The 14,714-nt window shown below is 42.3% G+C and carries 12 protein-coding genes and 2 pseudogenes; 4 read left to right on the plus strand and 10 right to left on the minus strand.

Annotated elements, in window-relative coordinates:
• Positions 1–95 precede the first annotated feature (95 nt).
• The 3 genes from ABUE36_RS11060 to istA all read right to left on the minus strand — a co-directional run bounded on the left by ABUE36_RS11060 (position 96) and on the right by istA (position 3,459).
• Positions 96–1,415, minus strand: a complete 1,320-nt coding sequence (locus ABUE36_RS11060) for a Na+/H+ antiporter NhaC family protein (RefSeq protein WP_421016745.1) — start codon at positions 1,413–1,415, stop codon at positions 96–98.
• A gap of 73 nt (positions 1,416–1,488) precedes the next feature.
• A complete protein-coding gene (gene istB / locus ABUE36_RS11065; RefSeq protein ID WP_014386885.1) occupies positions 1,489–2,226 on the minus strand; it encodes an IS21-like element helper ATPase IstB in 738 nt (245 codons plus the stop codon).
• Between the two features lie 9 nt (positions 2,227–2,235).
• On the minus strand, positions 2,236–3,459 hold the full coding sequence (gene istA, locus ABUE36_RS11070) for an IS21 family transposase (protein ID WP_003555353.1): 1,224 nt from the start codon (positions 3,457–3,459) through the stop codon (positions 2,236–2,238).
• Between the two features lie 791 nt (positions 3,460–4,250).
• Between istA and ABUE36_RS11075 the strand changes: the two genes are divergently transcribed.
• Entirely contained in the window at positions 4,251–5,180 is a 930-nt protein-coding gene (locus ABUE36_RS11075) for an IS30-like element ISLpl1 family transposase (RefSeq protein WP_421016461.1), read from the plus strand.
• 44 nt (positions 5,181–5,224) lie between these two features.
• Here the strand turns inward: ABUE36_RS11075 and ABUE36_RS11080 are convergent, their stop codons facing one another.
• Positions 5,225–6,142, minus strand: a complete 918-nt coding sequence (locus ABUE36_RS11080) for a prenyltransferase (protein ID WP_161001622.1) — start codon at positions 6,140–6,142, stop codon at positions 5,225–5,227.
• Positions 6,143–6,333: 191 nt separating this feature from the next.
• Here ABUE36_RS11080 and clpP point away from each other — a divergent pair, with 191 nt between their 5' ends.
• On the plus strand, positions 6,334–6,930 hold the full coding sequence (gene clpP, locus ABUE36_RS11085) for an ATP-dependent Clp endopeptidase proteolytic subunit ClpP (protein WP_017262181.1): 597 nt from the start codon (positions 6,334–6,336) through the stop codon (positions 6,928–6,930).
• A 154-nt stretch (positions 6,931–7,084) separates the two neighbouring features.
• Here the strand turns inward: clpP and ABUE36_RS11090 are convergent, their stop codons facing one another.
• From ABUE36_RS11090 to ABUE36_RS11105, 4 genes and pseudogenes are all read right to left on the minus strand, one after another.
• Positions 7,085–8,683 carry an ATP-binding cassette domain-containing protein gene (locus ABUE36_RS11090; protein ID WP_421016746.1) on the minus strand — a complete coding sequence of 533 codons (1,599 nt, stop codon included), beginning with the start codon at positions 8,681–8,683 and terminating at the stop codon, positions 7,085–7,087.
• Positions 8,684–8,819: 136 nt separating this feature from the next.
• Entirely contained in the window at positions 8,820–9,401 is a 582-nt protein-coding gene (locus ABUE36_RS11095; protein ID WP_161001620.1) for a TetR/AcrR family transcriptional regulator, read from the minus strand.
• Positions 9,402–9,635: 234 nt separating this feature from the next.
• Positions 9,636–10,373, minus strand: a complete 738-nt coding sequence (gene istB / locus ABUE36_RS11100; protein WP_014386885.1) for an IS21-like element helper ATPase IstB — start codon at positions 10,371–10,373, stop codon at positions 9,636–9,638.
• Between the two features lie 9 nt (positions 10,374–10,382).
• Positions 10,383–11,162: pseudogene (locus ABUE36_RS11105) on the minus strand (Mu transposase domain-containing protein); the annotation flags it as partial.
• A gap of 99 nt (positions 11,163–11,261) precedes the next feature.
• On the opposite strand from ABUE36_RS11105, the gene ABUE36_RS11110 reads away from it, so the two are divergent.
• Positions 11,262–12,191: an IS30-like element ISLpl1 family transposase gene (locus ABUE36_RS11110; RefSeq protein WP_096109805.1), complete on the plus strand. Its 930-nt coding sequence runs from the start codon at positions 11,262–11,264 to the stop codon at positions 12,189–12,191.
• 15 nt (positions 12,192–12,206) lie between these two features.
• Here the strand turns inward: ABUE36_RS11110 and ABUE36_RS11115 are convergent.
• Positions 12,207–12,653, minus strand: a pseudogene (locus ABUE36_RS11115) (IS21 family transposase); the annotation flags it as partial.
• A 115-nt stretch (positions 12,654–12,768) separates the two neighbouring features.
• On the opposite strand from ABUE36_RS11115, the gene ABUE36_RS11120 reads away from it, so the two are divergent.
• Complete coding sequence (locus ABUE36_RS11120; RefSeq protein ID WP_421017484.1) at positions 12,769–13,656, plus strand: SDR family oxidoreductase; 888 nt, start codon at positions 12,769–12,771, stop codon at positions 13,654–13,656.
• A 98-nt stretch (positions 13,657–13,754) separates the two neighbouring features.
• Here the strand turns inward: ABUE36_RS11120 and whiA are convergent, their stop codons facing one another.
• Entirely contained in the window at positions 13,755–14,699 is a 945-nt protein-coding gene (gene whiA, locus ABUE36_RS11125; protein WP_161001618.1) for a DNA-binding protein WhiA, read from the minus strand.
• Positions 14,700–14,714: the final 15 nt, after the last annotated feature.

Below are 14,714 nucleotides of genomic sequence, written 5' to 3' on the forward strand. Positions count from 1 at the left end.
AGTCATCAATGCAATAACCGTACCACAAACGGCCATAATAATTATTTTATTTTGGTCACGACTTCGTTCACACGCTACCGCTTTAACCGGACGTATTACTCTTCTACAGCCGTTGAAGCCGTGACCTGCTTAAAATTTTCTGACTCCGTTTTTGCAACGTCTTGATGCTTCAAACCGATACCAGTCAAGCCACTTAATATAGAAAATACTGGTGACAATAAGCTAAATAATGCGAATGGCAAGTATTGCATCGTTGGAACACCAAGTGTGTTGGCTGCAAACACGCCAGCAACACCCCACGGAATCAGGTAGTTAATAACCGTTCCGCCATCTTCAAGCGCCCGTCCTAATGCGACGGGAGCTAATCCTGATTCGTCAAATGTTTTCTTGAATGCCTTACCTGGAAGGATAACGGATAAGAATTGTTCACCGATGAAGATGTTAACACCAATACTTGAGAGAACGACCGCAATGATCCGTTTGCCATCGGAGTTTAAATGTTTCGCAAATGGCGTCATCACAGCATCAATCAACCCAAATTGCATCAACAAACCACCAAGTGATAAGGTCAACACAATCAGTGAGACCGTTCCCATCATGCTTGCAATACCGCCACGCGATAGTAATAAATCAACTTCTTTATTACCTGTGTGAGAAACAAATCCCGCTTCAATGATGCTAGCAATTTTGGTTAACTTAGTGCCTGGATGCTCGATCAGTAACATCACCAGCGAAACACCAATGTTTAAAAATAATGTTGGAATCGCTGGCACTCGCCGCCATGCGCAAATGAACATGCACGCAATCGGCACAATCGCCCAAGCTGAAATAGTAAAGTTGTTGTCTAAAATGTTGATGACATGATTGATGCTGGCTAGACTAGCACCCTTTTCGCCGCTTCCCATAATGGCAAATACAACTAACGCAATAATAAATGCGGGAATGGTGGACCACATCAAGTTCATAATATGTTTGAATAAATCTGCGTCAACAACAGCTGCGGTTAAGTTGGTCGATTCGGATAGCGGTGACGATTTATCACCAAAAACTGCGCCGGAGATAATCGCACCGGCCACTAAGGCTGGGTTAACGTGCATCGTAACGCCCATCCCGAAGAACGCAATGCCGACTGTAGAAATAACGGTAAAGGCACTACCAACGGCGCTACCAACCAGTGCACAGACGACAAATACGGAAGGGACGAACCACTGAACACTGATTAAATGAAAACCGAAAACCATCAAGGATGGAATGATACCAGCAGCAATCCATGTACTAATTAACGCACCAACCAGAATGAAAATGAAAATTGGGACAATCCCGGTTTCAATCCCATCCTTGATTCCTTCGTTAATTAACGACCATGGCAAACGGTGAGCAACACCCCATGCCATCAATAATCCCATAACTAACATAACGGGAACTTGGGTGTCAAGGGCAGTTTAAAAATGTAGGTTTTCGGCAGAAAGAAATGTAGGTTTTCGGCAGTTACTTGAGGCCACGTAATCGGTAAGATTTACCAGTGATCTTCACTACGTGAACATGATGAACCAAGCGATCGAGAATGGCTGCTGTCACAGTTGGGTTCTGGAAAATATCAACCCAAGCGGATAGATCACTATTGCTGGTAATGATCGTTGAATGCTTTTCATAGCGGGCATTGACTAGCTGAAATAAGAGGTTAGCTTCTTGGTGACCAATTGGCAAATACCCAATTTCATCAATAATTAATAGGTCATAGCGCGAATAGCGGCTTAGAGATCGATCAAGCAGTCCTTTTTCGTAAGCTGCTCTCAATCTAATCAACAGCTCATGACAATTAATAAAGAGAACCCGACAGCCCTGTTTACAGGCCTCAATCCCAATACTAATTGCCAAGTGGGTTTTACCGACTCCCGGATTGCCAATAAAGATTAAGTTTTCAGACTTTTCCATAAAAGCCAGATTCTGGAATTCCAGAACCTCTTGGCGATTCATACTGGGTTGAAAGCTAAAATCAAATGTATCTAGGGATTTTGTATTGGGGAACCGAGCACGGCCAATGGCCCGTGCAATCTGACCTTCGTGTCGATTCTGGAGTTCCGAATTAGTTAAATCAATTAGCGCCTCAGTTAATGACAGATTATCAGTGTGAATTTGATCAAGGTAATTCGGCAAGTATTCACGGATTTTGTTTAACCCTAAGCGCTCAAGATTATTTAAAAGAATTTGATTATTAGTGGTCATGGTAGCCTCCTATAAGTTGTCGTAATCAGTCATATGTTCACGAATGTAAGCTGAAATGTCTTCATCTGTCCGCCCTTTAAGCAAATCAGATTTGAGGATATTGAACTGATCTTGGGGGTCATAATTCAGCGAATTGGTAGTTATGGAGTGCGTACGAATTTCTTCTCCGTTATAATAAATGTGAATGCGCTGCTCATCATTGGAGATTTCAACAGCAACCGTACAACCAATGTATCGCGGATCTACTGAGTACTTACATTTGCGGAAATTGATCATGGCCTCCTTCGAAACGACACGGGTAATGTTTTCTTCGAAGTATGGTTCAAGGAGATTAACTGGAACGCGATGAAGGTACTCTTTTTCTTCGTCTAACCATTTCAGGTACGGGACTTCGTCCGTGGCCTGCGAAGTTTCATGATTTAGATCATCTCGGAGCATATGAACTAGTTCGATTAGCTCAGTTCCATCAGCAAATTCAGTATTGTATGGCCGTAAACGTTCAACCGTGCGAGCAAGGGCTTCAACTGCACCTTTAGTTTGTGGTCTGAATGGTCGACAAGCAATTGGTGTGAAACCGGCATCTTTACAGAATTCGTGGAACCGTTCGTTAAAGACAGCGTGGCCAAACTGGGATTTTGTATGATCCACAACGGTTTTCATATTATCAAACCAGATTTCCGTCGGAATACCTCCGGTATGAAGGAAAGCGTCGTGTAAGCAAGAAAAGAGGGTATCTTGGCTCCGATCAAAGGTTAGTGTCATATATTTGAGTTTTGAATAAGGCAATACATACAAGAAAATATTGAATTTAAACAGCTCACCCTCGCTGCTCACTAGGGCCATTTCTTCTTTCCAGTCAACTTGAGCAGAGAGACCAGGGGAATGTTCAATCCGAATGGTAGCTTTCTTAACTCGTTCTCGGCGGGTTTGGCGACAATAATCTTTCACGAGGGTATAGCTGCCGGTAAAGCCCTTCTTCTGGATAAATTTAAAAATTGAAGCAGCCGAACAATTTAGTTCAAGCTTTGAATCGATGGTTTGCTTGAATGGATCCAGTAAACTTGGCCGTTTCGGTCGACCACTTGGTCGGCCCTTAAGTCCAGCTTTGACTTCCTCATAGGCTTTCTTAACGGTTCGATAATCAACATTATATTGCCGGGCAATCTCGGCGAAGTTAGGCTTAATATTTTCAGTCACGTAAATCGTCACTCCTTCTCTTAAATCACGTCTCACATCAAATTCCTCCTACACTCTGATGTGATTCATGATACAAAAAATGTAGGAAAACCAACAGTTCTAACCTGCCGTTTTCCTACATTTTACGGGTGCCTTTTACACTTGGGGCGACAAACCAAATTTAATCACGCCAAATCCCATAATTAACAACATGCCTAGTAAGACAATTAGTGCTTCGTTACGACCAACTTTAAATGTTTGTTTTTCCATGTGAATACCTCATTTTTTGAATGTCCAAATTGTTGTAAACGTTGAGTGTCATTCATTGAGGTTCTATATCGAGGATTGCCCCCACAATTTTCTGTCATTTTCCATTGGCCCCCTTTTCTCTCTTTTTAATGCCGGGCTGCGGCACCATTCTCCTAAACGTGCTCCCAATCCCTAAATCCGTGCTTGGTCACACTCTAAATACAAAAAATCGTCCCTGCTATGCATCATGCATAACAGGGACGATTAGTTTACCGTGGTACCACCCAGCTTAATAAAACGAGCCTTCCGCCCATCTTATTCACTCTCACTGGGATAACGGTCCAGCGATGCCCGGTCATTTTCGTTTTCAGGTATTTCGATGAGATGATCCTGATCGGTTCGCAGCAACCACCGACTTCCTGACACACAGATCATTCACTACTAGGTTTGAAAACAATGATTAAATGTTGATTAGAAATATACTAGCATTTTAATCATTTGGTAGATTGTAAAATTAATCCGAACGCTGTTCGGACAAAAAAGATCAGCTTCCTTTAAAATGGTGTTTACCACAAACCCATCTTTTAGGAGCTGATCTTTTGTCTAGTATAACCTATTCCGAACGAATTAAAATCGAAACCTTTTGTGAACTAGGGCTGTCCAATATCCAAATGGGCGTTCGGCTGAACCGATCACCGTCAACAATTTCTTATGAATTATCTCGATGTCAACCTTATCAGGCTGAATTAGCACAAACAGATGCCGAATACAAGCGATCACGATGTGGTCGGAAAACTAAGCTGAGCGATGAGTTAAAGCAAAAAATTCTCAACCATTTACGTCTAAGCTGGTCACCAGGAATGATTGCTCACGAATTTAAACTAGCTACTAAATCTATTTATAATTGGCTAAATCAGGAGAGAATTGATTTCTCCTTGAATGATCTACCTGAACATGGCGTACGCCAACGGCGTAACGTTGACCAACGATCCAAATATAATCAATCTTTGGGGCGATCAATTGAACAGCGTCCCATGATGATTAATCAACGTAATCGCATCGGCGATTTTGAACTAGATACAGTCGTTGGTCCTCGTGGGCATAGTAAGGCAGTTTTATTAACTTTAATCGATCGAAAATCACGGTTCCTTTGGGCATACCGGTTAAAAGATCGGACGACAGTGACTGTTAATGAAGCACTAACTAAGTTCCTAACCACTTTTAATGGTCCGGTGCACAGCTTTACTGTGGACCGTGGCACTGAGTTTAGTGGGCTAGTATCACTTGAATCACAATATGGTATTAAGACCTATTACTGCCATGCTTATACGCCAGCTGAACGTGGTAGTAATGAACGCTTTAATCGGAATTTACGTTATTTTTATCCTAAAGGGACTCGTTTTGAACACATTAGTGCTCAAGATTTAACGACGACGTTACTCCAAATTAACCAGCGACCGCTTAAAATACTCGACTGGCAAACACCGTATCAGGTTATGCTGACAAATTTGTCCAAAAATTCGGATTAAATTTGCAATCTACCATTTGTCAAACGATTTTTCTAATTTTATTTTTACAGCCATGCGCCAATTGCAAACAGTGCGGTGTACCCAATATAAAATAAAGATGTATTTTTAATCACTTTCATGTACGTTTTCTGCTTATCTTGAACTGCGTAGAATGGTTTAATTCCCCGCCACATAATCGGCAGCAACACCACGCTTAGCACAGTGATCCACGGTGCCAGTCCCAAAACCAAGTTTACAATTGGCCATAAGCTGCCAACAATCAATAAGACTTGCATCACCCTGACAGCCCGTTTGCGACCAATGAAATAAGCCAGTGTGTGACGATTGTTTTTGATATCTTCGTCTAGATCTGCCGTATTATTCCCTAATTGAACGGTAAAGAACAGCAGCGTAATTGGTAGACATAATGCAAATGTCGTGCCTGCAACGCCCCATGTAAACGGACGCTGACCATAAATGCTGATGTAAACACAGACGAGTTCAATTAAATATGTAATGGAAAAAGCGACCACAGTTTCACAAATCGGCATGGCATGTAATGGGTACGGACCAGCGGTATAGAAAATACCAATCAAGTAACCAATAATCCCAAACAGCAATACCGGCCATCCGGTGCACATAACTAGAATAACCCCAGGGATTGCAGAGACAACGTACAGGGCAACTGCTAGCCACCACACACCACGTTTGGGCAAATGCAACCGGCCAATTGGATTTGTATGTGCGGCGTACCCCTCACGATCCGCAGCGTGTACGTAGTCGTAATAGTTATCGGACACGTTAACTGCGAGATCAAAAATAAACACATCCACTAAACACAAAACAACGTTAATCCAGTTGACGACACCATACTGATATTGGGCAATGGCAGAGCCCAAAATAAACCACATAATATTTAACGGCGCGATATAAATCTCACTTAACGTGACAAATACTGGCCACGTTAACCATTTTTTATTCATCTCTAACTCTCCTAACCCCTTGATACTCTAAGGCTATCACATTGTACACAACTTTTTATCACATTTTTTCAAACAATCGCACCATTTTGTTTGACCTTTTCTGACCTTTGGGTTAAACTACAATTACGTTGATTAGCAGAGCACCATTACAAGTGCTAAATGACAACGCAAATTACAAGGAGGCCTCAATTATGGCTTTGATTCCAACTGTTATTGAACAGTCCAGCCGTGGCGAACGTGCCTACGACATTTACTCACGACTATTAAAAGACCGGATCATTATGGTTTCCGGACCAATCGAAGATGACATGGCCAACGCCATCATCGCTCAATTGCTCTTCTTGGATGCCCAAGATTCTGATAAAGATATTTACATGTATATTAACTCACCCGGTGGTGTTATCACTTCCGGAATGGCAATCTACGACACCATGAACTTTGTTAAGTCTGATGTTCAAACGATTGTCATGGGAATGGCTGCTTCAATGGCTTCCATTCTGGCAACTTCTGGTGCTAAGGGTAAACGTTTTGCCTTACCACACTCAGAAATCTTGATTCACCAACCTTCTGGTGGTGCTCAAGGTCAGCAAACTGAAATCGAAATCGTGGCTGAAGAAATTCTGAAGACACGGAAGATGATCAACAACTTGCTGGCTGAAAAGACTGGTCAAGACATCGAAACCATCAATAAGGATACTGAACGGGATAACTACATGACCGCTGAGCAAGCCTTAGATTATGGTTTGATTGACCACATTATGACTAACTCCAGCGAAATGCAAAAGTAATCATAATAAGCAAGCAAAGGCCTTCGTCAAATGACGAGGGTCTTTTTGCGTCTACAGTAAATTGAGAGCGAGCCACATTTATTCATTGACCATTTTTAACACCGTTCTGATGATAGCGGTCTGGATCATCCGGACGACCAGTCATGGGTAATTATTAGTCGAGCACTTCTAAACGGCCATTGTTCAGTTGATAGCGATGATCATACTTGGATAACAACTCATGTGGAATATGGTGGTCTACCTCAATCATTGTCAAATTAGACAACGACAACAGTGTGTCATGAATCTGTTTTGCTGTTGCCAGATCAAGGGAAGCGGTTCCCTCATCAATCAACAATACTTGTCGTTTAAACAGCAATGCCCGCGCAATTTCAATACGCTTTAACTGACCGCCAGAAAGATTTTTACCGCCTTCTGTTATTTGCTGATTCAGCTTGGGTTCATTGATGACGTCACTGAGTCCCGCTTGTTTGACAGCAGCTAAAATCGCGCTCTCAGGGAATGGCATCCCCAACGTTAGATTAAATCTGATAGTCTCAGCAAAGATAATCGGTGTTTGTGAAACCTTGCTAAACAGAGTCTCTACCTGAGCCTCATCATAGTCTTGCCCGTTGAGTAACAGTTGACCGTTTGTAACTGGCAACTCTTTTAACATAACCGACAACAATGTTGATTTGCCCACGCCGGATGGTCCTTGAATCAACACTTTTTCACCTTTCTGGACTCGCAAATTAATGTCATTTAAAATGTCACGATGTTCACGTTTAAAGCTAATGTTTGTCAATGTCAATTTCTTAAACTGAGTCGATTTCATGGGCAACTCCGCCGTCGCGCCTTCTTTGGGAATACTTCGACGCAACTGTTGGCGAACAGCCTTAGTACTCCCAATCTGGTTAATACAAGTCAGCATTTGATTGACGCTGTTTAAAATCATGTTGGTTGAATATTGGACTGCAACAAATTCCGGTAACGTTAACATTCCCGAAATAGTCAGGTAGATACCGATGGCAATCGGCGTTTCTGAAAATAGATAAAACAAATACATTAGCAGACTGTTGGCCAGTGCAATGCGATTCTTAAGCGCAGCATTCGCTTCTTCAACACTACCAACATCCCTGAGTAGCTTAGTTCTGTAACCAGCCTCAGCATGATAGCGACGAATGGTCATTGCCCCGTGTAATAGCTCCTTTACGCGTATTGCCAACTGTGCATTTTTTTGTGACCAAACGGTTGCTTTAGTCGTCGTCCCTTTACTTGCCAAACGCTGAAAGACCATTGGCACCAACATAAACGCTAAGAAAATCCCAGTTAGCCGAAAACTATTGTGTAGTGCATACCCCGTGGTGACCAAAATGGTTGTGCCGTATCCTAATAATCGAAACACGTTGCGCCAATAATTATCCTCGAGTAGCTTCAAATCATTCATTAAAAATGATAGGCCATTTGCTTCGAAATCCTGCTGGCTGGGATCATCTCGCTCGACCTTTGCTTCTACATAACAGGTTTTCAGACGTAAATTGATAAACGCCACATTTTTATTGACTACCCAGCTTTGCCAGTATGACAAAAGCGAAAAGAATAAATATCCGCCTAGAATGATTGCCAGATAAATTCCGACGCCGGCCAAGTCACGCATCGTAATCAGTTTAAAAATATAGGCATAGGTAGCCGTGTTAAAGGGAACTTCTAAGCCATTGATCAGCGCCATAACAATAGCGATGCTGAACCAACCGCGATGAATTATTTTGGTCATGTAATCTCCCCCATTAGCTCTTTATTAAAGCGAACCTATCACTGCTTGGGAGGCTACAACAACACCTTATCGTTAATATTTGCGTATATGCAAATTTATTTCTACCCACTAACCAAACTGTTTCTTTCGGCTTAAATTAGTTATTCTGAACCGCCTTCATTAGCATGCGTTGGATTCTTTCAAACGGCACGTCTGCCTCAGTGTACACACCTTGCCGCAAGTTGTCCGTGTGCAGTTTGATCGTCGAAAAAATAATGTTTCTAAGTAGTGAAATATCCACTTGCCGTAATGTTTTGTCAGCCAGCCCTTTAAATAACAACTGCTGTACGGCACTTTGATGAACGATGACATTAATTTGCTCACCAGCCTGCTCGTCAAAGACGTAATCCTCTTTTAACTTTTGAATGATCGTCATACTTTTAGGATAGGTCAAACCATAGTGAAACAGTTGCTCAAGATACTGTTTCATTGCTGTTTCAAACGACAGTGAACGCAAATCTTCCCCGCTGTCCTGAGCATACAAACGCTGCAATTCACGGACATATAGAGTAAGTAACAGTGCCTCACGATTCTTGAAATAAACGTAGATACTAGACTGGGAAATGCCAACTTGCTTAGCAATTTTTGTTGTTGAAACCGCACCGACACTATCGGTAATAATCAGATCGCCAGCAACATCAAGAATGCGATTATATTTTTGGTCGTCTTTTTTCTTCATCCTTCTGATCCCATTTCTTTAAAAGTAATTTATTTTAGTTTACCACTTGATACCGATAAGTCTATCGGTTATAATCTTTACCGATAGAGCTATCATTTATAAAACAAACTTTATCAAATAAATGAAATTTAAAAAGAAGGCACTTATTATGAAAGTTTTTGTTACAGGTGGTAATTGTCAAGGGCAGTTTAAAAATGTAGGTTTTCGGCAGAAAGAAATGTAGGTTTTCGGCAGTTACTTGAGGCCACGTAATCGGTAAGATTTACCAGTGATCTTCACTACGTGAACATGATGAACCAAGCGATCGAGAATGGCTGCTGTCACAGTTGGGTTCTGGAAAATATCAACCCAAGCGGATAGATCACTATTGCTGGTAATGATCGTTGAATGCTTTTCATAGCGGGCATTGACTAGCTGAAATAAGAGGTTAGCTTCTTGGTGACCAATTGGCAAATACCCAATTTCATCAATAATTAATAGGTCATAGCGCGAATAGCGGCTTAGAGATCGATCAAGCAGTCCTTTTTCGTAAGCTGCTCTCAATCTAATCAACAGCTCATGACAATTAATAAAGAGAACCCGACAGCCCTGTTTACAGGCCTCAATCCCAATACTAATTGCCAAGTGGGTTTTACCGACTCCCGGATTGCCAATAAAGATTAAGTTTTCAGACTTTTCCATAAAAGCCAGATTCTGGAATTCCAGAACCTCTTGGCGATTCATACTGGGTTGAAAGCTAAAATCAAATGTATCTAGGGATTTTGTATTGGGGAACCGAGCACGGCCAATGGCCCGTGCAATCTGACCTTCGTGTCGATTCTGGAGTTCCGAATTAGTTAAATCAATTAGCGCCTCAGTTAATGACAGATTATCAGTGTGAATTTGATCAAGGTAATTCGGCAAGTATTCACGGATTTTGTTTAACCCTAAGCGCTCAAGATTATTTAAAAGAATTTGATTATTAGTGGTCATGGTAGCCTCCTATAAGTTGTCGTAATCAGTCATATGTTCACGAATGTAAGCTGAAATGTCTTCATCTGTCCGCCCTTTAAGCAAATCAGATTTGAGGATATTGAACTGATCTTGGGGGTCATAATTCAGCGAATTGGTAGTTATGGAGTGCGTACGAATTTCTTCTCCGTTATAATAAATGTGAATGCGCTGCTCATCATTGGAGATTTCAACAGCAACCGTACAACCAATGTATCGCGGATCTACTGAGTACTTACATTTGCGGAAATTGATCATGGCCTCCTTCGAAACGACACGGGTAATGTTTTCTTCGAAGTATGGTTCAAGGAGATTAACTGGAACGCGATGAAGGTACTCTTTTTCTTCGTCTAACCATTTCAGGTACGGGACTTCGTCCGTGGCCTGCGAAGTTTCATGATTTAGATCATCTCGGAGCATATGAACTAGTTCGATTAGCTCAGTTCCATCAGCAAATTCAGTATTGTATGGCCGTAAACGTTCAACCGTGCGAGCAAGGGCTTCAACTGCACCTTTAGTTTGTGGTCTGAATGGTCGACAAGCAATTGGTGTGAAACCGGCATCTTTACAGAATTCGTGGAACCGTTCGTTAAAGACAGCGTGGCCAAACTGGGATTTTGTATGATCCACAACGGTTTTCATATTATCAAACCAGATTTCCGTCGGAATACCTCCGGTATGAAGGAAAGCGTCGTGTAAGCAAGAAAAGAGGGTATCTTGGCTCCGATCAAAGGTTAGTGTCATATATTTGAGTTTTGAATAAGGCAATACAGTAGATTGTAAAATTAATCCGAACGCTGTTCGGACAAAAAAGATCAGCTTCCTTTAAAATGGTGTTTACAACAAACCCATCTTTTAGGAGCTGATCTTTTGTCTAGTATAACCTATTCCGAACGAATTAAAATCGAAACCTTTTGTGAACTAGGGCTGTCCAATATCCAAATGGGCGTTCGGCTGAACCGATCACCGTCAACAATTTCTTATGAATTATCTCGATGTCAACCTTATCAGGCTGAATTAGCACAAACAGATGCCGAATACAAGCGATCACGATGTGGTCGGAAAACTAAGCTGAGCGATGAGTTAAAGCAAACAATTCTCAACCATTTACATCTAAGCTGGTCACCAGGAATGATTGCTCACGAATTTAAACTAGCGACTAAATCTATTTATAATTGGCTAAATCAGGGGAGAATTGGTTTCTCCTTGAATGATCTACCTGAACATGGCGTACGCCAACGGCGTAACGTTGACCAACGATCCAAATATAATCAATCTTTGGGGCGATCGATTGAACAGCGTCCCATGATGATTAATCAACGTAATCGCATCGGTGATTTTGAACTAGATACCGTCGTTGGCCCTCGTGGGCATAGTAAGGCAGTTTTATTAACTTTAATCGATCGCAAATCACGGTTCCTTTGGGCATATCGGTTAAAGGACCGAACGACAGCGAGTGTTAATGAAGCACTGACTAAGTTCCTAACAACTTTTAATGGACCGGTGCACAGTTTTACTGTGGACCGTGGTACTGAGTTTAGTGGGCTAGTATCATTTGAATCACAATATGGTATTAAGACCTATTACTGTCATGCTTATACGCCAGCTGAACGTGGTAGTAATGAACGCTTTAATCGGAATTTACGTTATTTTTATCCTAAGGGGACTCGTTTTGAGCACATTAGTGCTCAAGATTTAACGACGACGTTACTCCAAATTAACCAGAGACCGCTTAAAATACTTGACTGGAAAACACCGTATCAGGTTATGCTGACCAATTTGTCCAAAAATTCGGATTAAATTTGCAATCTACCATACATACAAGAAAATATTGAATTTAAACAGCTCACCCTCGCTGCTCACTAGGGCCATTTCTTCTTTCCAGTCAACTTGAGCAGAGAGACCAGGGGAATGTTCAATCCGAATGGTAGCTTTCTTAACTCGTTCTCGGCGGGTTTGGCGACAATAATCTTTCACGAGGGTATAGCTGCCGGTAAAGCCCTTCTTCTGGATAAATTTAAAAATTGAAGCAGCCGAACAATTTAGTTCAAGCTTTGAATCGATGGTTTGCTTGAATGGATCCAGTAAACTTGGCCGTTTCGGTCGACCACTTGGTCGGCCCTTAAGTCCAGCTTTGACTTCCTCATAGGCTTTCTTAACGGTTCGATAATCAACATTATATTGCCGGGCAATCTCGGCGAAGTTAGGCTTAATATTTTCAGTCACGTAAATCGTCACTCCTTCTCTTAAATCACGTCTCACATCAAATTCCTCCTACACTCTGATGTGATTCATGATACAAAAAATGTAGGAAAACCAACAGTTCTAACCTGCCGTTTTCCTACATTTTACGGGTGCCTTTTACAGTAATGGCTTCATTGGTCAGGTTGTTGTTAAAACGCTAATTGAACATGGTCATGAGGTTCTTGCACTGGCTCATTCAGATCATTCGGCTCAACAATTAACTCAGGCAGGCGCCACACCCATAAAAGGCTCACTGGACGATTTAGATAGCTTATCAACGGCCGCAAAGAGCAGTGACGGTGTTATTCACCTCGCCTTTACTAATGATTTTAACCATTATGATGAAGCCGTCGCTAAAGACATGGCTGCTATCAAAGCGTTAGGCGATGCTTTAGCCAACACTGACAAGCCACTAGTTAATACATCTGGCACCTTAATGGCGGTTGGCATGGGACGCACTGCTACCGAACAGGACCATATGGCACACCCCGTTGGTCGAGCAGCTTCCGAAGCACTGGCGCTCAGTTATGCACAACAGGGCGTTCGCGCCAGCGTTGTTCGTTTGGCACCCACAGTTCACGACGTTCAGCGTCAAGGATTTGGTAGCATTCTGGCTCAAATGGCGGTTAATCAAGGTAAGATTGGCTACGTCGGTGATGGCACCAATGTTTGGCCATCCGTTCATCGTAACGATGCAGCACAACTGTTCGTCGCCGCATTAGAAAACGGCGAGGCCGGCGCAACCTATAACGCGGTTGCCGAAGAAGGTGTTCCTGTAAAGACCATTGTTGAAACAATTGGCAACACGTTGCGTGTGCCGGTAGAACACTTCGATGAAGAAACCGCTAAGGCCTACTTTGGCTGGTTTGAACCTACCGTTGTCGGCAGTAATCCCACCAGCAGCACGTGGACTCAAAAGGTGTTGGACTGGCATCCACGCGAAAAAGGTTTGCTTGACGATTTAAAGACATGTTTGAGCAATCCTACTAATGTAGCCGCACTGCAACAACCACGCAATTAACTTGAGCATAAATAAAATGACCGGTTTCCCAGTTAAAGGAAATCGGTCATTTTGTGCACCTATTATTTGATGTTCACATCAAACTACAAAATCGACAACTACGCTGAAATAATGTCATCCTCACGCAGTTTATCAGCAAATTCATTGATTTTCCGCAAACGGTGGTTAACGCCAGACTTGGAAATTGGTCCTCCCGGAATCAGGTCACCTAGTTCCTTCAAACTAACTTCACGATTGGCCAATCTAGTCTCGGCCATGGCCTGAAGCTTAGCTGGTAACTGGCCTAATCCAACACGCGATTTGATGTACTCGATGTTATCAATTTGACGAGAGCTAGCAGAAGCAACTTTCTCCATGTTCGCCGTCTCACAGTTAACAAGCCGGTTGACTGAATTACGCATGTCACGCATAATGCGCACATCTTCAAACTTTAACATGGCATTAGTCGCCCCAATTAAGGTGAGAAAATCAGAAATTTTCTCGCCTTCCTTAAGGTAAGTAATGTAGCCACTTCGACGATTTGTCATTCTGGCATTTAAGTCATATTGATTCATTAACTCACAAATCTGTTGATTCTGTTCTTCATACAAAGAATAAACCTCGAGATGGTAACGACTGGTGTCCGGGTTATTAACCGAACCACCTGCCAAAAATGCACCTCTTAAATACGAGCGAACTTCGCTATCTTCTGTAAGCACATTTTGTGGCACCACCTCTTCGATTCCCATGTCGCCTAACACATGAAGATCGTTTAAAACTTGTTGCGTACCGGTTCTTAGCCGCACGACATACATGTTGTTTTTCTTGAGTTTGACGTTTTTACGAACAATCAGTTCTGCTTCCAAACGGTAAAACTGCTTTAATAATGCATAAATTCGTCGAGCAATCGCCGGATTTTCCGTTTGCACGTTTAACACAAACGCGTGGTTAACAATGCTGACCGCGCCGTTCATGCGAATCAAGGCCATTAATTCAGCCTTTCCATTCGCCGCGTGCACCTTTAATCCAGTCAGCTCTTTTTTTACGTCACTGGCATAGGACATCGTGCTGCCTCCTTT

It is taken from the genome of Furfurilactobacillus cerevisiae (assembly GCF_048961765.1).
Taxonomy (GTDB): domain Bacteria; phylum Bacillota; class Bacilli; order Lactobacillales; family Lactobacillaceae; genus Furfurilactobacillus; species Furfurilactobacillus milii_A.